Below are 18,616 nucleotides of genomic sequence, written 5' to 3'. Positions count from 1 at the left end.
ATGAAGCACCTAACTACCAACCTCTGCGCCGTACAGCGCCTAGACCGTCTCGATCGGCTCAACCCCAACCATCGAGCTCGTATCAGTCCAACATCGATCGACGTAACGCACGAGTTCAGGCGCGAGCTCGAGGAGAAATCGTGCCCGGTATGACCCAAGGCCAGCTCTACGCGATGCTTGGTGAGCCTAGTTCTAAAACCGAAGTCAGTCGCTCCGATGGTAAACGTTGCGAAAGATGGTCTTGGTTCAACCCCAGATTTTCTGAAAAAGATTATTACAGCTCAACTGTATGCGATGGTAAAGTAGTAAGATAGCCTAACCAACAAATGATTTGGAAATACCATATGCAACTACATTACTACTTAATATCTGGAATAGCCCTATCATATTTGATTCACATTCTTATAACAAAAAAACTAAACCCCGAACTAACTTTCAAACCAAGCGAACCATTTTACAAAAATTTCTGGTTTGTTTTTTCTTGCGTAGCTCCTTTATCAATTGGAGTGTGGTACGCCGGACAGCACATCCAGAAAGAAGATGTAACGATAAGCTCTTTTTACCTGCTATTGAACTTTATTTTTGAAGAAAATATTAAAGGTGGATTAGGCTTCCTATCCCTCTCACTTCTTCTAGGGGTTATGGTTGCTAGGCTTCATGCAAGCAAACAAAATGCAGAAAGAATCAATATGTCGGTCAAAACGACTACATTTTCAAACGCATTCAGCCATAGAAAAGAGTTTATTGAAACCGCTTCTCAGAATCAAAATATCAGAAATGTTAAGCACAACCAGATGCATAGCTATTTTTTCTCCGATGCCTTTGAAGGTAACTTTAGAGCCCCCTCAATCAGAAAAGATATGGAAGGAATTATCGAGGCAGTAACCAATGTTGAAAAGGCCATAAAAAAAACCTCATTAGAAAATATTGAGCATATCAAAATCTTAGAAGGAGAGATTATTTGCTTGGCAAAAAAAGTCTCCGCACTTGGTCAAAAAATGGGAGGAAGTCTTTTTACCATATCAACTCAAGTTAACTTAAAAACAAGTGACGAGGAAGAGCATGGAGAAAGAATCACCACTCTTATTAATGGATCGCAAAAAAACTTCCAGCAAATAACAAACATTACAAACGGGGGAGTTATATCGATAAAAAACTTTATTTATCACTCAGCATCCTTCATCCCCGAAATAGACAGAGAATATTCATATATTTTATTTTGCTGCTGTCGCTACCTCTCTTTAGCGTCAGGGATATTAAGTCTCGTCAACTCCTCTACAGAAAACTCAGGCATCGGAAATATAGGTCTATCAGAAAAAGATAAAAACAAGGCACTTGAACTAATCGCAATTTCCCTTAAAGAAAACATTACCCCGATAAAAGACGGTGGAAAAGGGACTGAGATTATATTTCAAGACTTGAACTCACAGAGTAACGATCTTAAAAAACTTCTTAGAGAAATATAGACACAATCCTCTAGCCACTTTTAGCTCAAGGCGACCTCCTATCTCTGGAGCCTCCCGTCCTGGTACCACCTTGCCGCTGCCTTTCTGGCTAATCGGTATCCGTTCCTGTCTGCTTGAACGTCTTCCACGCCTTATCGATCTCCGGGCTCATCTGTCCGTACCATCATCCTGATAGGCAGTTGTCTCGTCCTTGACCAAACATTAGACGTATCTTGACCATTCCATCACCGCCGGGATTTGCAATGCTTTCAGAAAAGTGCCTCCCGACACAGGACAAAGAAGGAAGCTGACGGGGTTTGGCAGGATGGCAGCATAGTTGGACTCGAACCAACGACAAATTAGCCATGAGCCATGAGCCAACAGGCATCAGTTACCTCCCGAAACCACCCCCCACCGCTAGAGCCGGACCATTCAAAAATCAAGGCGATTTCACGCAACCGGGCCAGGTTAGACCAGCACTTCAAACAGTATCTTTTACGCTTTCTTCTTTCTGCATCTCGTCGATATACTTACGAACAGTCGGCTGGGAGATTCCATATTTTTCTCCAATCGCCTTCCTTGTCATTTCCGCCTTGTAGTCTTGGTACACAGCAAGCATCAACTCATACTTTGTCCTATCGCCGTTACCAACCTTCGTTTTCTTCTCAGGTAGATCAATCATGATGCTGGTATCGAACTCCACTTCACAGCAAAGAGCTTCTTGAATCTCTTGAGCAATTGCCATGGTGGGTAGCACTGTCACAGTGGCAACCTCCTGATCATAACCATCCCTCATCCCGGTGCGTAGAATGTGCTGTGCCATTGGCTCGATAAAGCGCTCATGCTCAATAGCCGCTAACTATGCTCATTTAAAGCTTTAGAGCCGCCCCTCATCAGAGAGCCTTTCTATTAGATGTTAAAGTGTGTACTTGTAGGCGTTTCCGGTAGGTTACTGCTTGTACCATTCTTTGGTGAATTCATAGTCTGAGAATGGTTGGAAGCCTTCACGATGAGTATTTAATCTGTACCAGTCAATCAAGGAATCCTTCTGTTCTTCCTCTGTTCCCACGAAGTAATACAGGGGATGCACGTAAATCAGATATTCAAGCTTACTGTCCTTCTCTACGTGGAATATGTCCTTGTTTTGAACAATCTGGTGGACATACTGGCGAGACACACCAAGACGCCTGGCTAGTTCAGAGATTGAAATAGCAATGATGTTTCGCTCAACAATGCTATGACAGACTTTACGAACTAGATTTGTTTTGTCGTATGCTTGTTTGGTTGACTTACTAGAGCCGTGATATCCGACTGTGTTAGCTGTGATCCTGATTGCTTCAAGATTGTCAATAAATGTTCTGGATAAATCGTTCATGTGTCCTCTTGATTTTATTCATGCAGCCTTGTCCTTCTGTGAGTTCCCTGTCTCTTGGTAGAGTCCCATCAACACATCAGGCCAGCTACCAGGGAGAGGAGCACCGTGCTTACCGATGAAATCCATAGCGTTAGGCTTCTCGGGAAGGTCATCAAGTCCAAGCTCAGATTTGATAAACTCTTCAGGGTCGAAGTCCTCAATAGGGGGTACACCAAGGAACTTAGCTTTCAGCCTTCCCTTTTCTTCGTCTTCTAGGAAAGTCTCAGTACCACCACGAGAGAATGCTTCAGGGTCTACTACTACTTCAGACCAAAGGTGTATATGGTGGAACTCTCCTTTGTTCTCTAAGACCACTTCAACAATCTCTTCATCATCGATGAACCCACCAAACTCGTCTGTGTGTGATTTCCAAGCAACTTCAAGATGTGGAAGCATCAGTTCAAGAGTCTTCACATAACGCTGTGCTTGTCTCTTCTCAACCTTGAAACAATCCATGATGTTCGTCGTACTAAAGTACACCAAGGTTGAGAGGCACCACACCAGCTTCCCAACACTCAGGCTGTCAGCGTTGTTGTACTCTTCCCACAGACTCACCAGCCACGCCTTACGCCTCGGGTCATCATGCTTGTAGGGGCATACAGGGGCAGGGCCTCGGTCATAGTGGTCTAGTCTTGCGAAGCCTTCAATAACGTCTACTACTCCGCTAGGGTACTGTTCCAGCTTTCGGTACCCTTGGTGGTGCTGGATCACCGTGTTCTCGATACGTTTCGCTGGCCTTCCACGACGCTTCTTGGGCCTGACTGAATTAACGTCGCATTTATTAATAGAAGAATCTTCAACAAGAACTTCTTCAAAACCTTCCTCTAGCTTCTGGAACTTCCAAGGGTCCATCGTGGCTTCAAGGTGGGGCATGTCCTTTGGATGCTGGACACCTTCCACGACACTGATACCAGCCTTGGCAATGCCCCTTAGTGAAAGCTTTGAATTAACGTCGCATTTATTAATAGAAGAATCTTGGAAGGTGAAATCTTCAGTCTCATTGTAGTCAGTCATTAGTATCTCCTTTGCTTCAGTGTTCCATTAGCTCTCCTCCTCCAGATGGAAGTGAAAGGTAGTGGTTTAAGTGTCTTGTTGCTGAGTACGGGGAATCGGTCGCTGTCACAGGGACAGACTCAAAAATAGGGAATTTTCCCTTAGAAAAAGAAGTGGTACTTGTCCCCCTTTTTCTGAGAAGGTTTTAGAAGTCACTCCAACGCAAAAACAGAACATAAGAGAATCCCACAGCCTTTGGGAATTTCCCAAGCCGTGTGGATGTCTGCTAGTGGTGGTGCTTCTTTACCTTACTCTCAACTACATTAGACCATGTTTCTAGATTCTGTGTCAACGGGTAGTGAGAACTTTTATCATTCCTTCACCAACACAACAAGCGAAGCGAGCAAGTCCGAGCACCTTGAAAAGTCGTGTACAGTGCATGGCGCGTAGCCCAAGGGCTTGTACAGTGTGGGAACATACCGTAGGTTTCAGGCTGTCGCCTTGTTGTGTTGGGTATAAGGGTACTTACAAGTGACACTTGAACCAACAAGGAGGCAACAGCCGACCAGCCCTCAACACCTTGAGAATGCTCTAACCTCTTCCCCAGTGATCTTGGGCGGTAGCCCCTCTGTGTGGGGAGGAACTTTAGAGAGGGTATTTCTGCTCTTACTAAAAGAGGCAGATAGAACACCAAAGTTCTGAACCCCGCGTGGTACGGGGCTTTCATCGTTCTCGCTGGGGGTAACTTTTTACACCCCCCTTGATTGGTGGATAAATTCACTCACTGTTGGGTAAATATGCCGTAACTCCTTGATGTACTCAGCACCTGTGCTTGGATTCTAACTCACTGTTATAGCGTAAATTAGTGCGTTCCATTTCTTTCAGCATGCTTTCTACGCTATAGGCTTTCTAGGGGTGGGGAGATACGTAACTAGAGAGCTAACCACCTATCTTCCTAGCTTTCTAGCTTTCTAGCCAGGTATTAACAACACTGTCCAAAGAATATTGACCAATCCTCAAACGCCATGTAATGATGCTTTCTAACCAACATGGGGGATGAATCAGTGATGAGTAAAGAGACGTACCAACAGAGCCGCGACAAAGTAGATGAATTCCTCCACGAACCTACTTCCCAGGATACTCAGAAGGTTCAGACCCTACTTCAAATCATCGAGACACAGGACCAGAGAATTGAAGATATGCAGCCAGTCTATGACAAGGCCACGAATGCCATTGAGCTAGCTGGTCATCTCTATGAGAAAGCATTGTGTGGGGATGAAGAGGCTTGGGAACGGTACAAGGGTCTTCTGAGTGCCCTTCTCCTGCTGGGCTTGTGCCACGAAGATGATAGAGCGCAACTTAGCATGACGTTGAGATAAGCAAGAGATAGGCAGACCAGGGACAGGAAGTGAATCAGTTTGGTGTCTTATAGTGTTGGGAATAAGGGGTACTTCCAAGTGACACTTAAAATACTGAAACAACACAAGGAAGCGAAGCGAACAAATCCAAGCACCTTGAGAATGCTCTAACATCTCCCCCTCTGTGTGTGGTCAATCTCACTTTTACACCAGTGGTGGAGAAGTCTCCAAGGTAGGTGTTGGTATTGGTTGTGTGTGTCGGAGTCTTCGACTCCTTGGAAAGCTCTTCTAGGTGCCTTTTACAGCCTTCTAAGGCGTTTGCAGGGGTAGGGAGTACCATCGCCTAGGGTCACCTTAAAACGCCTGAAACAGCCCTAGAAAACCTATAGAGTTCTTATTCGCCAGATGTCGTCGTTTGGTGATGAAGACTTTGGCACCTAACTCCCTACAATCAGTGGTATTTAGAAAGGCACAAAAAAGCCCCTAGAGGAACTATCCCTAGAGGCCCTTAACATTTACTTCAGAATCGTGATAACTTGGGTAAGATTATTACCACATGAGAACCGTACTTCAGTTCCTTTGTCTGTGTACTGGGCTATTCCTCCTCTATCCCGACAGTAGTCCAAGGCAACATCGTAAGAATGCCTTGCATCTTGAACAGGGATGGAGAGTGTAGCTAAAAGAAGAAATGTATTCATAGATCACCCTTTAGTGTTATAGCTTCAACGACAGGCACCAAGGTCTTAGGAGAAAGTGACTTCCCATACCTGTCATAAGTAATAGTTCCTGTAGTGTGACCCAACAAAGAAGCAACCAATGAGACATCAATCCCTTTATTCTTCAGGATGGTTGCCGTCAGATGCCTGAAAGAGTGGTAAGTAACTTTCCCCTCTATATCCAGGTTCTTGATGGTGCTACTAAACCATTGTGATGGTTGAGCTGAAAAACCTGTTCTCCTTGAATACCTAAGCATTGGGAACAACCGATCTTTAACAGAGGAAACATAATCAAGAAAGCCTAGTTCAATAAGCTTGCTGTGGACAGGCACAATCCTTTCACTGCTGACATTCTTCAACTTTTGGTATTCCTTGCCTTCCCTAAAATGGATGCAAGGAATATTCTGAAAAGTAACAATATCTTCTTTATGGAGTTGACAGAGCTCGCCTAATCGAGCCCCTGTATAAACACCAAGGTAAGTCAGCCAATACCTATCAGCACGTATATTCTCTTGGTTCTCAACGTAATCAAAAAGCTTTCCAATATCTTCTGGTGAAAATATATCTTTGTAGGATGATGCCCTCACCTTCTGTTGAACCTTCAGACCTTTGAAAGGGTTTCTATCAAAATATCCTTCTTGAACACCAAAGTTGAACACTGAATTCAATGCACGAATATAGTTATTGAACGTAGTGACAGTGATAGTCTGTTTTCCAGCATTCCTTTTTATGATGCTCTTAACAGACATTTTCTTTTCTTCTATCAGCTTGTTGAAACGTGGTGGTAACTGTAGAACAGTATCCCTGAAAGCTCTTGCATCTTCCTTGGTGTAAGCCTCTATTGGCTTCTCACCGACTATTTTAGCAAGCAACCGACAAGTGAATTCCTTTTCCCAAATGGTCTTAGGTCTTGAACCTAACCTTTCATGGTGCTTCTTACAGTCTTCAAGAACCTTGGTGAGCATTGGTCCTGATACGCCTTCGATACCCTGTAGCGTCTGCATGGCCTCTAGATAGGCTTCAGGAAGCTTCCTGTTGGCTTCTCTTATAGAGGTGGTCCGCAGGCTCTTACGTATCTCCCCCCTCCCCAGCGCCTTTCTGTGACGTTCAGGAACAGCAATACGAAAGTAGTAGATACCGTGCCGAGATTTCAGAAGGTAAGCCATTTTTGTGTCCCATCCTGTATCAGTTTCATGTACAGAACTGGGAAAGCCCTTTACAAACAGCTTATTAAGCACATCACCAGGGCATCACCAAGGCCGACCTGGAGAAGACCATCGGCCAGCCGGTGCACACCGTGCCGCAGATCTTCGTCGACCAGACCCACGTCGGCGGCTTCACCGAGTTCGATCAGTACGTGCGCGACAACGCCCTGCTGACGGCTAGCGTCTGACACGCGCCCCCGCGCGCCGTCACCGACGCCGCCACCCTCCCAGGGGTGGCGGCGTTTGCGTTGTGGGGCCCGTCCCCCGGGCCTGCGTCTTTCCCGCGTTGAATCGGCGCGAGTCCTCGCTGCCTATACTGCGGGCGCACACCACACGAAGAACGGGACACACGCACGGGGCATCACGACGGGGGAACGGCACGATGCAACGGGAAGAGTTCGTCCAGCAGCTGTGGCTGGACTACGTCCATCACCATCCTGACGTCGGCGGCCTGCGGCTGTGGCCGGTGGAGACGCCGGCGGAATACCTGGCGATGCTGACCCTGAATCATGGCCCCTGGGCCATGGAGTCGCTGATCCCGACCCTGGTGCGCTTCGGCTATCGTCCCCAGCAGCGCTACGGCATGGCCGACCGCGGCCTGCTCGCCACCCTGCTCAGCGCCCCGGACGACGGCGGCTGGATCCTGCTCGCCGAGCTGCAGCTGGGCACCCTGTCGCGCCAGCCCCGGGAGCGCCTGAAGACGCTGGTCGAAGGCGCCGACCCGCGGGAGGCGCGCAGCCAGGCGCTGCTCTGTCACGGCCGCGCCTGGCCGATGCCCGACTGGGACACCTACCGGCTGCTGCAGGGCGCTCATCCCCTGGCCGGCTGGCTCGCGGTGATGGGGCCGCGGGTCCACCACGTCGGCTTCGACTGCCAGCGGCTGGGCCAGGACATCCAGACCCTCGACGGCCAGCTGCAGCAGGCCGGCCTTACCGGCAGCGACGATCGCCTCCACGGCCTCTTCCCCGTCTCACCACTGCTCGACTACCGCTTCTACGCCACCCGCTCGCAGCGCCTGGCCTTCGCCGAGGGCGACGAGCACCGCATCGGCCTGGGTGGCCTGGCGCTGGTGCAGAAGCAGGTCAGCGCCAACCAGGAGCGCGCCGCCGAACTGCTGCTGCCCCACCACACCCGCTGCGAACTCACCTGAGCCGGATCATCCACAGAATCTGTGGATAACGCTGTGCATCACCCCGGGGAAAGCCCCGAGGGCCCGGATGAGCGGGGCCCGGCAGCGCCGTGGTCAGTTTTTCGGCAGCCCGCGGGACGCCCAACGACGACGGCCCGGACGCAAGGTCCGGGCCGTCGCATCGCAGGCGTCCTCGGCTGAGGCGCGGCGGCGGATCACGCCTCGAAGGTCATCTCCGGCACGTGCTCCGGCACCACCAGCTTGCCGGCGGTCAGCTCCTTGATCTCCTCGACGGAGACGCCCGGGGCGCGCTCCTTGAGGTGGAAGGCGCCGTCCTTGATCTCGAGGTAGGCGAGGTCGGTGAGCACGCGGTTGATGCAGCCCGCGCCGGTCAGCGGCAGGTTGCACGACTCCAGCAGCTTGGACTCGCCGTGCTTGGAGGCGTGGGTCATGGTGCAGATGATGTTCTCGGCGCCGGCCACCAGGTCCATGGCGCCGCCCATGCCCTTGATCAGCTTGCCCGGGATCATCCAGGAGGCGATGTTGCCGTTCTGGTCGACCTCGAAGGCGCCGAGCACCGTCAGGTCGACGTGGCCGCCGCGGATCATCGCGAAGGACTCGGCGGAGGAGAAGATCGCCGCGCCCGGCCGGGCGGTGACGGTCTGCTTGCCGGCGTTGATCATGTCCGGGTCGACCTCCTCCTCGGTGGGGAAGCGCCCCATGCCGAGCAGGCCGTTCTCGGACTGCAGCATCACGTCGATGCCGTCGGGGATGTAGTTGGCCACCAGGGTCGGGATGCCGATGCCCAGGTTGACGTAGAAGCCGTCTTCGAGTTCGCGCGCCACGCGCTGTGCCATCTGTTCGCGGGTGAGTGCCATCGTGCTGCCTCTTGTAGGTCGGGAAAAGCGGGAAAAGCGCCGGCGATCGCCGGTGGTCACGTGGGGGGGCGCGTCAGCCCTCGCGCACGGTGCGCTTCTCGATGCGCTTCTCGAAGGTGCCCTGGATGATGCGGTCGACGTAGATGCCCGGGGTGTGGATCTGGTCCGGCTGAAGCTCACCCGGCTCGACGATCTCCTCGACCTCGACCACGGTGATCTTGCCCGCGGTGGCGGCCATCGGGTTGAAGTTCTGGGCGGTGTCGCGATAGACGACGTTGCCGTAGCGGTCGGCCTTCCAGCCCTTGATGATGGCGAAGTCGCCGACCACCGACTCTTCGAGGATATAGTGGCGGCCGTTGAACTCGCGCACCTCCTTGCCCTCGCCGATCGGCGTGCCGTAGCCGGTGGCGGTGTAGAAGGCGGGAATGCCGGCGCCGCCGGCGCGCATCTTCTCGGCCAGGGTGCCCTGGGGGGTCAGCACCACCTCGATCTCCTCGTTGAGCATCTGCTGCTCGAAGAGGGCGTTCTCGCCGACGTAGGAGGCATGGATCTTGCGGATCTGCTTGTCTTCCAGCAGCAGCCCCAGGCCGAAGCCATCCACGCCGCAGTTGTTGGACCACACCGTCAGGTCCTTCACGCCGCGACGCTTGATCTCGGCGATCAGGTTCTCGGGGATGCCGCAGAGACCGAAACCGCCCGCGATCACGGTCATGCCGCTCTCGATGCCGTCCATTGCCTCTTCGTAGGAAGTCACACGCTTGTCGAATCCGGCCATCGTGGCGCCTCGCGTTGTTGTGGAGAGTGGGGGAATGGGTGAAACAGCGAACTCGGGGAGTCCGTTGGCAGAGTGTCAGGCCAGTGTTGCCCCTGCCAATATATTTGTTAAGTTTGTTTTATTTATTGATTGATATGATTGCCTCATAAATTGGACCTTGGTAGCACACCATGACCGTCAAGCAACTGCGCGCCTTCCTCGCCGTGGCGCGAACGCTGAGCTTCACCCAGGCCTGCGAGCACATGCACCTCTCCCAGCCGGCGCTGAGCCTGGCGATCAAGGGGCTCGAGGAGAGCCTGGGCGGCCGCCTGCTGATCCGCAGCACCCGCAGCGTGCGCCTCACCCCGGAGGGGGAGTCGCTGGTGCCGCTGGCCAAGCGGCTGATCGCCGAGTGGGACAACACCGAGGAGCTGCTGCGCCAGCGCTTCACCCTGCAGCTCGGGCGACTGGCGGTGGCGACCATGCCGTCGTTCGCCAGCAACCTGCTGCCGCCGGCGCTGCGGGTCTTTCGCCAGCGCCACCCCAAGGTCAACGTCACGGTCCACGACGTGATCAACGAGCAGGTGATCGAGATGGTGCGCGCTCGCCAGGTCGAGCTGGGGCTGGTGTTCGAGCCCGAGGCCACAGGCAGCCTCTCCTTCGCGCCGCTGTTCCGCGACCGCTTCGTCGCCGTGGTGCCGGCCGACTCGCGCCTGGCCGAGCGGCCGAGCCTCGACTGGGCGACCCTGATGACCCGGGACTTCATCACCCTTCAGCGCCCCTCCATGGTGCGCCGGCTGCTCGAGCAGGCCCTGGAGGGCCGCGGGCTGGTGCTGCCGGCGAGCTTCGAGTGCCATCAGCTCGCCACCGTGGGCCGCATGGTATCGAGCGGCCTGGGGGTCAGCGCCGTGCCATCGCTGTGCATCGACCAGATGCAGGAGCTCGGCGCCGTCTGCGTGCCGCTGGAGGATCCGATCGTCGAGCGCGACGTCGGCGTGCTGACCTGGAACCGCCATGAGCTCTCGATCGCCGCCCTGGCCCTGCAGCGGGTGCTGGCCGAGACCATTCGCACCCCGGGGCTTGCGTCTCGTCGCTGAGCCCTTCAGCTGGGCAGCGTGCGGCCGATCCATTAGCATGAACGCCTCGTGAATCCCGTCAAGGAGACCGGCATGTCGACCCTCAGAGGGTTCGTGAGCCTCCTGCTGCTGAGCCTGACCACCCTGACCTGGGGGATCCCGCTGATCCTGCTGACGCTGGTCAAGCTGGTGACCCCGGGGCGCCGCTGGCGTCGCCGGGTGCTGACGGCCCTCAACTGGGTCGCCCTCAACTGGATGGGCAGCAACCTGTGGTGGATGCGCCGCTGGCTGCGTCCGCCCCTGGAGCTGCAGCTGCCCGACTGCCTCTCCCGGGACCGCTGGTGGCTGGTGCTCTCCAACCACCGCAGCTGGACCGACATCTTCCTGCTCTTCTTCGCCTTCCACCGGCGCATTCCCATGCCGCACTTCTTCGTCAAGCGGCAGCTGATCTGGATCCCCATCGTCGGGCTGGCCTTCTGGGCCATGGAGTTTCCCATGCTGCGTCGCCTGACCCGGGAGCAGCGCGAGCGCCACCCCCACCTGGCGCGGCGCGATCGCGAGGCCACCGAGCGCATGTGCCGCCACGCCAGGGAGCGGCCGATCGCCATCTACAACTTCGTCGAGGGCACCCGCTTCACCCCCGCCAAGCACGCGGCCCAGGGCGCCCCCTACCGCCATCTACTCCGGCCGCGTGCCGGCGGCATCGCCCAGGTGGTGAGCCTGCTCGGCGACCGGCTCGGCGGCATCCTCGACGTCACCCTGCACTACGACAACCCCGCACCGAGCTTCTGGGGCTTCCTCTGCGGCCGCGAGGGCCGCGTGGTGCTGGAGGCGCGGCGTCTGGAGGTGCCCGCCTGGATGCTCGAGGGCGACTATCACGACAACACGGACTACAAGGAACGCTTCCAGTCATGGCTCAACGCCCTGTGGCAGGACAAGGATCGCCGTCTCGACGCCCACCGCTGATCTGGCTGCTGATCGCCCTGACGGTGCTGCTGGCCGGCTGTGCCGGCCACAGCCGGGATGGCGGTAACGGCCGCGGCATCGCCGGCGAGTGGATCACCATCCAGCGCGGCGACACCCTGGGGCAGATCGCCCGCCGGGCCGACGTGCCATTAGTGCGCCTGAAGCGCTTCAACCCCGGCGTGGACGCCCGTCGCCTGGCGGTGGGCCAACGCCTGATGGTCCCCTCCCGCCGCGAGCGGGCACCCTCCGGCGGCCCCTATCGCTACCAGATCCGCCCGGGCGACACCTTCAGCGCCATCGGCCGGCGCTTCGGCACGACGCCGGAACGCATCCGCGCGGGCAACCCCGGCATCGAGCCCACCGAGCTCAGGGTCGGCCAGCTGATCCAGGTGCCGCTCAGCGGCGGCCCGACCCGCACGGCCGCCTCGAATGCCGCCAGCCCGAGCCCGTCCGCCCGGCCGGCCCGCAAGCAGCTGCCGGATCCCGGCGGCCTGCCCGCCTCGGCGCGTCGCTGGCCCTGGCCGCTGGACGACTATCGGGTGGCCCGCCCCTTCGGTACCGACCAGCGCGGCGCCCTGCAGCCGATGCTGCTGGCCACCGCGCCGGGCAGTCGCGCCAAGGCGGTGGCGGATGGCGAGGTGCGCTTCGCCGACAGCATGCGCCAACTCGGTCAGGTGGTGATCGTCCACCATGCCGACAACCTGCAGAGCGTCTATGCCCTCTGCAAGCGACCGCTGGTGGACAGCGGCCAGCGCGTCTCGCGCGGCACCCCGGTCTGCGAGGTCGGCCGCCACGACGGCGGGCCGCGCCTGCTCTTCGACATGCGCCACGGCGGCAAGCCCGTGGACCCCGCGCGGGTGCTGCGCTGAGCCCGGCCGGGCGGCGCGCGCCCCGGGCGTCACGCCATCGTCAAGGCCGCGTCGCGGGGCTGTCATGAACGTCGCCCATCCTCGGCGGTGTCAGGCCCGGTCGGGCCCGCCACCGTACGAGGAGCACCATGCGCATCTGCCTGGTCAGCGATACCTGGTTCCCCGATATCAACGGCGTCGCCCATACCCTCGGCCGCCTGAGTGCCGAGCTGCATCGACGCGGGGTGACGCTGCAGCTGGTGCGCCCGCGCCCCGCCGGGCCGGTGGCCCCGCGCCCCGAGGGCATCGCCTCGGAACTGCGCGTTCGCGGCCTGGCCCTGCCCGGCTATCGCGAGGTGCGCATCGGCCTGCCGACCGGACGCGCCCTCCAGCGCCTGTGGCGACAACAGCGCCCCCAGGCGATCTACCTCGCCACCCAGGGCCCGCTGGGCTGGTCGGCGCTGCGCATCGCCCGCCGGCTGGGCATTCCGGTGATCAGCGGCTGGCACACCAACTTCGACCACTACTGCCGCGACTACGGCCTGCCCTGGCTGGCACCGCTGGTGCTGCGCCGCCTGCGGCACTTCCATAACCGCACCGCGGCGACCCTGGTGCCGACCCATGCCCAGGCCCGCGAGCTCGGCGCGCAGGGCTTCGCCAACGTGCGCGTGATGGCGCGGGGCATCGACGGCGAGGCCTTCTCGCCGAGCCATCGCGACCCGGCGCTGCGCGCCGCCTGGGGCAGCGACGCCCACCGCCCGGTGGCCCTCTACGTGGGGCGCCTGGCGCCGGAGAAGAACCTGGCCCTGCTGCGCGACACCTTCACGGCGATGCTCGAGGCGCGCCCCGACCTGAGCCTGGTGGTGGTCGGCGACGGCCCCGGGCGCGCGGCCCTGGAGCGCGCCCTGCCCCAGGCCCACTTCACCGGCTTCATCGACCCCGAGAGCCTGATCCGCCACTACGCCAGCGCCGACCTCTTCGTCTTCCCCTCGCTCTCCGAGACCTGGGGCAACGTGGTGCTCGAGGCGATGGCCAGCGGCCTGGCGGTGGTGGCCTTTCGCCACGCTGCCGGCGCCGAGCTGATCGATCACGACCACAACGGCCTCGCCCTCGCGCCCGACGACCCGGCCGGCTTCCAGGCGGCGGCGGTCGCCCTGTGCCAGCAGCCGGCCCGCTATGCCCGGCTCGGGCGGGCGGCGCGCGACCGCGCCCTGGCCTATCGCTGGCCGGCGATCGCGGACACCTTCCTCTCCACCCTCACCCAGCCGCTGGAGGTCGACGATGAAGCCGCTCCCCCCTGCCGTGTTTGATCGCCTGGACCTCATCGAGTGGCAGCTCTGCCGCCGCCTGGTCGGCTGCAACGTCCACCGCCCCTGGCTGCTGCTGCTGCGCCTGGCCAGCCGGCTGGGCGACTGGCCGCTGTGGGTCGGGCTGATCCTCGCCCAGCCGCTGCTCGATCCCGTGCAGGGCGGACGCCGGCTGCTCGAATACACCGCCACCGCCCTGCTGGCCATCGCCGTCTACCGGGTGCTGAAGACGCGCCTGTGCCGCGAGCGTCCCTTCATCACCTTCACCGGGATCATCCGCTGCGGGGAACCCGCCCGGGACCGCTACAGCTTCCCCAGCGGGCACACCATGCACGCGGTGCTCTTCTGCGAGCTGACCGCCGTGCACGCCGCCTGGCTGCTCCCCTGGCTTGTGCCCATCGCGCTGCTGATCGCCATCTCCCGGGTGGGGCTCGGGCTTCACTACTTGAGCGACGTGCTCGCCGGCGCCCTGCTCGGCACGGGCTTCGCCCTGCTCAGCCTGGCGCTGTTCGGCTGAGGGACCGCCCCGGGCCAGGCGGCCTGCCGCGCTGGCCCGGGGCTCGGCGGGATGGCATCCTGAGCCGATGATCCGAATGCCCCCCTGCTCCGACGAGACCCTGCTCGAGTCGCCGCCCCTGGCGCGCTTCGCCGGCCTGCTGGGCGAGCCCGCCGCCACCGAGGCGCTGACGCGGCTCGATCGCGAGCTCGACTGGCAGCGACCGACCCTGCGCCTCTTCGGGCGCGAGCACCCGATCCCCCGCCACCAGGTCTGGATGGGCAGCCCCGAGGCGCGCTACCGCTACTCGGGGCGCGACTTCTGCCCCGAGGCCTGGCATCCCGCCGTCGCGGCCGTTCGCGATGCCGTGGTCGAGCGCCTGGCCGCCGCCGGCCAGCCGGCGCGCTTCAACAGCGTGCTGCTCAATCGCTACGCCGACGGCGAGGAGCGCATGGGCTGGCACAGCGACGACGAGCCCGAGCTCGGCGTCGACCCGCTGATCGCGGCGGTCAGCCTGGGCGCCGAGCGACCGCTGCGCTTTCGCTGGAAGCAGCGTGAGGCCACGGCGTTCAACGCCTGGCTGCCCCATGACAGCCTGCTCGTGATGGGGCCCGGGGTGCAGCGCCGCCTGCAGCACGCGCTGCTGCCGCGTCGCCTCCAGGGCCTGCGCATCAGCCTGACCTTCCGCTGGGTGCACCCGCCCGCCCCGACTGATCGCCGCTTCCTGCTCCCCATCCACTAATGCCCATGGCCTACGCAAAACGGCCACCCCGTTCGGGATGGTCGTCATGTGGTGCCGATGATAGATAACGGTATAAAGCCGTCAACGGTCGATCAGCCGCGGTAGTAGCCCGGGGCGACGAAGGGCATCTTGCTGACCGTCATCGGCAGGCGCTTGCCGCGCACCTCGGCATATACGGTGGTGCCGATCTCGGCGGCCTCGATGGCCACGTAGCCCATGGCCACCGGCCGACCGACACTGGGACCGAAGCCACCGGAGGTCACGCGCCCCAGGTGGCCGCCCTCGGCATCGAAGAGCTCGGTGCCCTCGCGCACCGGCGCGCGACCCTCGCCGAGCAGCCCCACCCGCTTGCGGTGGTGATCCTTCTCGGCCACCTGGTGCAGGATCAGGTCGGCGCCGGGGAAGCCGCCGGCCCGCTCGCCGCCGCGCCGGCGCGGCTTGCCGATGGCCCAGATCAGGCCGCCCTCGACCGGCGTGGTCTCGGTGTCGATGTCGTGGCCGTAGAGGCAGAGCCCGGCCTCCAGGCGCAGCGAGTCCCGCGCGCCCAGGCCGATCGCCTCGACCTCATCCTCGGCCAGCAGGCGACGCGCCAGGGCCTCGGTGTCCTCGGCCGCCACCGAGATCTCGAAGCCGTCCTCGCCGGTGTAGCCGCTGCGGCTGGCCCAGACCTCGATGCCGTCGATGGTGAAGCGGCCATGCTGCATGAAGACCATCTCGCAGGCCTCGGGACACAGCCGCTGCATCACGCTGGCGGCCTGGGGGCCCTGCAACGCCAGCAGGCCGCGGTCGACCACCTCTACCTCGTGATCCGGCAGCCCCCGGCGCAGGTGAGCGATGTCCTGCTCACGGCAGGCGGCATTGACCACCAGGTAGAGGTGATCGCCGGCATTGACCACCATCAGGTCGTCGAGGATGCCGCCCTCCTCGGAGGTGAACAGCGCATAGCGCTGGGTGCCCTCGGCGAGGCCGACGATATCGGCCGGCACCAGGGTCTCCAGCGCCTCGGCCGGGTTGGGGCCGCGCAGCAGCACCTGGCCCATGTGGGAGACATCGAAGAGCCCGGCAGCCTTCCGGGTATGCTCGTGCTCGCGTTTCACCCCCAGCGGATACTGCACGGGCATGTCGTAGCCGGCGAAGGGCACCATCTTGGCGCCCAGCTCCACGTGCAGGGCGTGCAGGGGGGTATGCTTGAGTTCACTCATGTCGTCGTCTCTCGTGACGAGGGGCCAATGCAAGAGAGGTGCCCCTCGGGGCACCTCTCCTGGCTTGCGCATCCCTCAGGATTTGTCGTGGTCCAGCTCCTCGCCCGGCAGGATATCCTTGCCGTCGAAGTAGTCACGGGCCAGCTTGAAGACCACCGGCGACAGCAGCGCCAGGGCGATCAGGTTGGGGATGGCCATCATGGCGTTGAAGGTGTCGGCCATCAGCCAGATGAAGCCCAGCTGCGCCATGGCACCCAGCGGAATCGCCAGCACGAACAGCACCCGGTAGAGCATGATCGAGCGGGTACCGAACAGGAACTGGAAGCACTTCTCGCCATAGAAGGACCAGCCGAGGATGGTGGTGAAGGCGAACACCGCCAGGGCCAGCGACACGATCTGGTTGCCCATGCCCGGCAGGGCCGCATCGAAGGAGAGCGCGGTCAGCGACGCCCCGGCCTCACCGGTCTGCCAGACACCAGCGGTCAGGATGACCAGGGCGGTGATGGTGCAGACGATGATGGTATCGATGAAGGTCCCCAGCATGGCGATCAGGCCCTGGCGCACCGGGTTCTTGGTCTGCGCCGCGGCGTGGGCGATGGGCGCACTGCCCAGGCCCGCCTCGTTGGAGAAGATGCCGCGTGCCACGCCGAAGCGGATCGCCGCCATCACCGCCGCACCGGCGAAGCCGCCGACGGCCGCATGGGGGTTGAAGGCATAGGTGAAGATCATGCCGAAGGCCGCGCCGATCTGGTCGGCGTTGACGACCAGCACGATCAGGCCGGCGAGCACGTAGAGGATGCCCATGATCGGCACCAGCTTGCCCGCCACCTTGGCGATGCGCTTGATGCCGCCCAGGATCACCGCGCCGGCCAGCACCATGATCACCACGCCGGTGATCCAGTGCGGCACGCCGAAGGTGGAATCCAGGGCGTCGGCCACCGAGTTGGACTGCACGGTGTTGCCGATACCGAAGGCCGCCACGGCGCCGAAGAAGGCGAAGGCGCCGCCGAGCCACAGCCACTTCTTGCCCAGACCGTTCTTGATGTAGAACATCGGCCCGCCGATGTGGTAGCCGGTGCTGTCGGTTTCCCGATAGCGCACGGCCAGCACCGCCTCGGCGAACTTGGTGGCCATGCCGACCAGAGCCGTGATCCACATCCAGAAGACCGCGCCCGGGCCACCCAGCGCGATGGCCGTGGCCACCCCGGCGATGTTGCCGGTGCCGATGGTGGCCGACAGGGCGGTCATCAGGGCGTTGAACGGCGAGATCTCGCCGTCGTCATGCTTCTCGGCTGCCTTGCCGGGTTCCGGCTTCTTGTCGCGACCGGCCCACATCAGCTTGAAGCCGGTACCGAGCTTGCGGATCGGCATCAGCTTGAGGCCCAGCTGCAGATAGAGACCCACCCCCAGCAGCAGGATGAGCATCAGGGGCCCCCACACCACGCCGTTGATGGCGCCGAATATACTGTTCAAGGTTTCCACGCGAATCTCCCTATTGTCTTCTTCACGCTTGTTGTTGTGATCTGCCGCTGGTGACGACCCGCCAGGCATGTCCGATGCCCGCCTTCCCCCTCTTGGCAGACGAGCGAACCGAAAAGACGAAACCGCATGGTCAGGTCGCTCTTCGACGAAAGATCGACAGGACGAACGCCTTCACGATAGCGGATCATGCCGCTGCTGCACCAGTCCGACGACCCGGGGGAAGCCCCTCGCCCGTCACCGGCCAGCAACCGACCATACCAGCCACAGGTTTCCGATCGGAAACGCGGCAAGCGTACTGTCGGTGTCGCCACGAGGCAAGAGGAGGTCGATCACTGGACGAACCCGACGTCTCCGACCACCCTAGTGAACGGGTCGAGGCGCGGTCGACCGCCCGCGTTACCCTCCGCAGGACTCGCCAAACGCCGCCAAGGGCGTTAGCATTCGCGGATCCGAAAACCTTTTTCGTATAGGAAATCATGATGAGCTCTATCCCCGCCAACCTGCGCTATGCCGAAAGCCACGAATGGGTCCTGGACAACGGCGATGGCAGCGTGACCATCGGCATCACCGACCATGCCCAGGAGGCGCTGGGCGACGTGGTCTTC

At 59.8% G+C, this 18,616-nt stretch carries 18 protein-coding genes and 1 pseudogene; 11 read left to right on the top strand and 8 right to left on the bottom strand.

The window, feature by feature from the left end; genetic code table 11:
- Window positions 1–344 precede the first annotated feature (344 nt).
- The gene (locus C9F13_RS17330; protein WP_157955121.1) at window positions 345–1,466 is read left to right on the top strand and encodes a hypothetical protein; all 1,122 of its coding nucleotides are present in this window, start codon (window positions 345–347) and stop codon (window positions 1,464–1,466) included.
- Window positions 1,467–1,926: 460 nt separating this feature from the next.
- On the opposite strand, the gene C9F13_RS00080 is transcribed toward C9F13_RS17330, so the two are convergent.
- The 3 genes from C9F13_RS00080 to C9F13_RS17320 all read right to left on the bottom strand — a co-directional run bounded on the left by C9F13_RS00080 (window position 1,927) and on the right by C9F13_RS17320 (window position 3,873).
- On the bottom strand, window positions 1,927–2,208 hold the full coding sequence (locus C9F13_RS00080) for a helix-turn-helix domain-containing protein (protein ID WP_157955120.1): 282 nt from the start codon (window positions 2,206–2,208) through the stop codon (window positions 1,927–1,929).
- A gap of 186 nt (window positions 2,209–2,394) precedes the next feature.
- Complete coding sequence (locus C9F13_RS17325; protein ID WP_157955119.1) at window positions 2,395–2,820, bottom strand: helix-turn-helix domain-containing protein; 426 nt, start codon at window positions 2,818–2,820, stop codon at window positions 2,395–2,397.
- An 18-nt stretch (window positions 2,821–2,838) separates the two neighbouring features.
- Window positions 2,839–3,873, bottom strand: a complete 1,035-nt coding sequence (locus tag C9F13_RS17320) for a hypothetical protein (RefSeq protein ID WP_157955118.1) — start codon at window positions 3,871–3,873, stop codon at window positions 2,839–2,841.
- A gap of 1,046 nt (window positions 3,874–4,919) precedes the next feature.
- Between C9F13_RS17320 and C9F13_RS00075 the strand changes: the two genes are divergently transcribed.
- Window positions 4,920–5,231, top strand: a complete 312-nt coding sequence (locus tag C9F13_RS00075; RefSeq protein WP_108444212.1) for a hypothetical protein — start codon at window positions 4,920–4,922, stop codon at window positions 5,229–5,231.
- A 673-nt stretch (window positions 5,232–5,904) separates the two neighbouring features.
- Here C9F13_RS00075 and C9F13_RS00070 read toward each other — a convergent pair.
- Entirely contained in the window at window positions 5,905–7,092 is a 1,188-nt protein-coding gene (locus C9F13_RS00070; RefSeq protein WP_108444211.1) for a site-specific integrase, read from the bottom strand.
- Between the two features lie 77 nt (window positions 7,093–7,169).
- Here C9F13_RS00070 and C9F13_RS00065 point away from each other — a divergent pair.
- Together C9F13_RS00065 and C9F13_RS00060 are read left to right on the top strand one after the other, a co-directional pair.
- Window positions 7,170–7,319: pseudogene (locus tag C9F13_RS00065) on the top strand (thioredoxin domain-containing protein); the annotation flags it as partial.
- A 194-nt stretch (window positions 7,320–7,513) separates the two neighbouring features.
- Window positions 7,514–8,281 carry a VOC family protein gene (locus C9F13_RS00060; protein ID WP_108444210.1) on the top strand — a complete coding sequence of 256 codons (768 nt, stop codon included), beginning with the start codon at window positions 7,514–7,516 and terminating at the stop codon, window positions 8,279–8,281.
- Window positions 8,282–8,475: 194 nt separating this feature from the next.
- Here the strand turns inward: C9F13_RS00060 and C9F13_RS00055 are convergent, their stop codons facing one another.
- Window positions 8,476–9,138, bottom strand: coding sequence for a CoA transferase subunit B (locus C9F13_RS00055; RefSeq protein ID WP_108444209.1), 663 nt, complete (start codon window positions 9,136–9,138; stop codon window positions 8,476–8,478).
- A gap of 73 nt (window positions 9,139–9,211) precedes the next feature.
- Window positions 9,212–9,913: a CoA transferase subunit A gene (locus C9F13_RS00050; RefSeq protein WP_108444208.1), complete on the bottom strand. Its 702-nt coding sequence runs from the start codon at window positions 9,911–9,913 to the stop codon at window positions 9,212–9,214.
- A gap of 170 nt (window positions 9,914–10,083) precedes the next feature.
- Between C9F13_RS00050 and C9F13_RS00045 the strand changes: the two genes are divergently transcribed.
- The 6 genes from C9F13_RS00045 (at window position 10,084) to C9F13_RS00020 (ending at window position 15,327) form a co-directional block, all read left to right on the top strand.
- The gene (locus C9F13_RS00045; RefSeq protein WP_108444207.1) at window positions 10,084–10,989 is read left to right on the top strand and encodes a LysR family transcriptional regulator; all 906 of its coding nucleotides are present in this window, start codon (window positions 10,084–10,086) and stop codon (window positions 10,987–10,989) included.
- 72 nt (window positions 10,990–11,061) lie between these two features.
- Window positions 11,062–11,934, top strand: coding sequence for an acyltransferase (locus tag C9F13_RS00040; protein ID WP_108444206.1), 873 nt, complete (start codon window positions 11,062–11,064; stop codon window positions 11,932–11,934).
- Window positions 11,880–12,803: a M23 family metallopeptidase gene (locus tag C9F13_RS00035; protein ID WP_108444205.1), complete on the top strand. Its 924-nt coding sequence runs from the start codon at window positions 11,880–11,882 to the stop codon at window positions 12,801–12,803. The genes C9F13_RS00040 and C9F13_RS00035 overlap by 55 nt, the downstream gene beginning before the upstream one ends.
- A gap of 128 nt (window positions 12,804–12,931) precedes the next feature.
- The gene (locus tag C9F13_RS00030) at window positions 12,932–14,092 is read left to right on the top strand and encodes a glycosyltransferase family 4 protein (RefSeq protein WP_108444204.1); all 1,161 of its coding nucleotides are present in this window, start codon (window positions 12,932–12,934) and stop codon (window positions 14,090–14,092) included.
- Window positions 14,064–14,606 (top strand): phosphatase PAP2 family protein, encoded by a 543-nt coding sequence (locus C9F13_RS00025; RefSeq protein WP_108444203.1) that lies wholly within the window; start codon window positions 14,064–14,066, stop codon window positions 14,604–14,606. The genes C9F13_RS00030 and C9F13_RS00025 overlap by 29 nt, the downstream gene beginning before the upstream one ends.
- Window positions 14,607–14,682: 76 nt before the next feature.
- A complete protein-coding gene (locus C9F13_RS00020) occupies window positions 14,683–15,327 on the top strand; it encodes an alpha-ketoglutarate-dependent dioxygenase AlkB family protein (protein WP_108444202.1) in 645 nt (214 codons plus the stop codon).
- A 92-nt stretch (window positions 15,328–15,419) separates the two neighbouring features.
- Here the strand turns inward: C9F13_RS00020 and gcvT are convergent, their stop codons facing one another.
- Both gcvT and C9F13_RS00010 read right to left on the bottom strand, forming a co-directional pair.
- Window positions 15,420–16,529: a glycine cleavage system aminomethyltransferase GcvT gene (gene gcvT, locus C9F13_RS00015; RefSeq protein ID WP_108444201.1), complete on the bottom strand. Its 1,110-nt coding sequence runs from the start codon at window positions 16,527–16,529 to the stop codon at window positions 15,420–15,422.
- A 75-nt stretch (window positions 16,530–16,604) separates the two neighbouring features.
- On the bottom strand, window positions 16,605–18,011 hold the full coding sequence (locus C9F13_RS00010; protein WP_108444200.1) for an alanine/glycine:cation symporter family protein: 1,407 nt from the start codon (window positions 18,009–18,011) through the stop codon (window positions 16,605–16,607).
- Window positions 18,012–18,490: 479 nt separating this feature from the next.
- Between C9F13_RS00010 and C9F13_RS00005 the strand changes: the two genes are divergently transcribed.
- The coding region (locus C9F13_RS00005; RefSeq protein WP_394797531.1) for a glycine cleavage system protein H at window positions 18,491–18,616 on the top strand (126 nt) is incomplete at its 3' end.

The organism is Halomonas denitrificans (assembly GCF_003056305.1).
Lineage (GTDB): Bacteria > Pseudomonadota > Gammaproteobacteria > Pseudomonadales > Halomonadaceae > Halomonas > Halomonas denitrificans.
The sequence above is the reverse complement of the archived record's forward strand: the minus strand, read 5'-3'. Positions and strand labels throughout refer to the sequence as shown.

Bases quoted from the DNA above. Each gene is read 5' to 3' on its own strand.
- C9F13_RS17320 (WP_157955118.1), bottom strand. From the start codon at position 3,873: ATGACTGACTACAATGAGACTGAAGATTTCACCTTCCAAGATTCTTCT.
- C9F13_RS00035 (WP_108444205.1), top strand. From the start codon at position 11,880: ATGGCTCAACGCCCTGTGGCAGGACAAGGATCGCCGTCTCGACGCCCA.
- C9F13_RS00055 (WP_108444209.1), bottom strand. From the start codon at position 9,138: ATGGCACTCACCCGCGAACAGATGGCACAGCGCGTGGCGCGCGAACTC.
- C9F13_RS00045 (WP_108444207.1), top strand. From the start codon at position 10,084: ATGACCGTCAAGCAACTGCGCGCCTTCCTCGCCGTGGCGCGAACGCTG.
- C9F13_RS00050 (WP_108444208.1), bottom strand. From the start codon at position 9,913: ATGGCCGGATTCGACAAGCGTGTGACTTCCTACGAAGAGGCAATGGAC.
- C9F13_RS17325 (WP_157955119.1), bottom strand. From the start codon at position 2,820: ATGAACGATTTATCCAGAACATTTATTGACAATCTTGAAGCAATCAGG.
- C9F13_RS00070 (WP_108444211.1), bottom strand. From the start codon at position 7,092: ATGGCTTACCTTCTGAAATCTCGGCACGGTATCTACTACTTTCGTATT.
- C9F13_RS00075 (WP_108444212.1), top strand. From the start codon at position 4,920: ATGAGTAAAGAGACGTACCAACAGAGCCGCGACAAAGTAGATGAATTC.
- C9F13_RS00020 (WP_108444202.1), top strand. From the start codon at position 14,683: ATGCCCCCCTGCTCCGACGAGACCCTGCTCGAGTCGCCGCCCCTGGCG.
- C9F13_RS00030 (WP_108444204.1), top strand. From the start codon at position 12,932: ATGCGCATCTGCCTGGTCAGCGATACCTGGTTCCCCGATATCAACGGC.
- C9F13_RS00060 (WP_108444210.1), top strand. From the start codon at position 7,514: ATGCAACGGGAAGAGTTCGTCCAGCAGCTGTGGCTGGACTACGTCCAT.
- gcvT (WP_108444201.1), bottom strand. From the start codon at position 16,529: ATGAGTGAACTCAAGCATACCCCCCTGCACGCCCTGCACGTGGAGCTG.
- C9F13_RS00040 (WP_108444206.1), top strand. From the start codon at position 11,062: ATGTCGACCCTCAGAGGGTTCGTGAGCCTCCTGCTGCTGAGCCTGACC.
- C9F13_RS17330 (WP_157955121.1), top strand. From the start codon at position 345: ATGCAACTACATTACTACTTAATATCTGGAATAGCCCTATCATATTTG.
- C9F13_RS00025 (WP_108444203.1), top strand. From the start codon at position 14,064: ATGAAGCCGCTCCCCCCTGCCGTGTTTGATCGCCTGGACCTCATCGAG.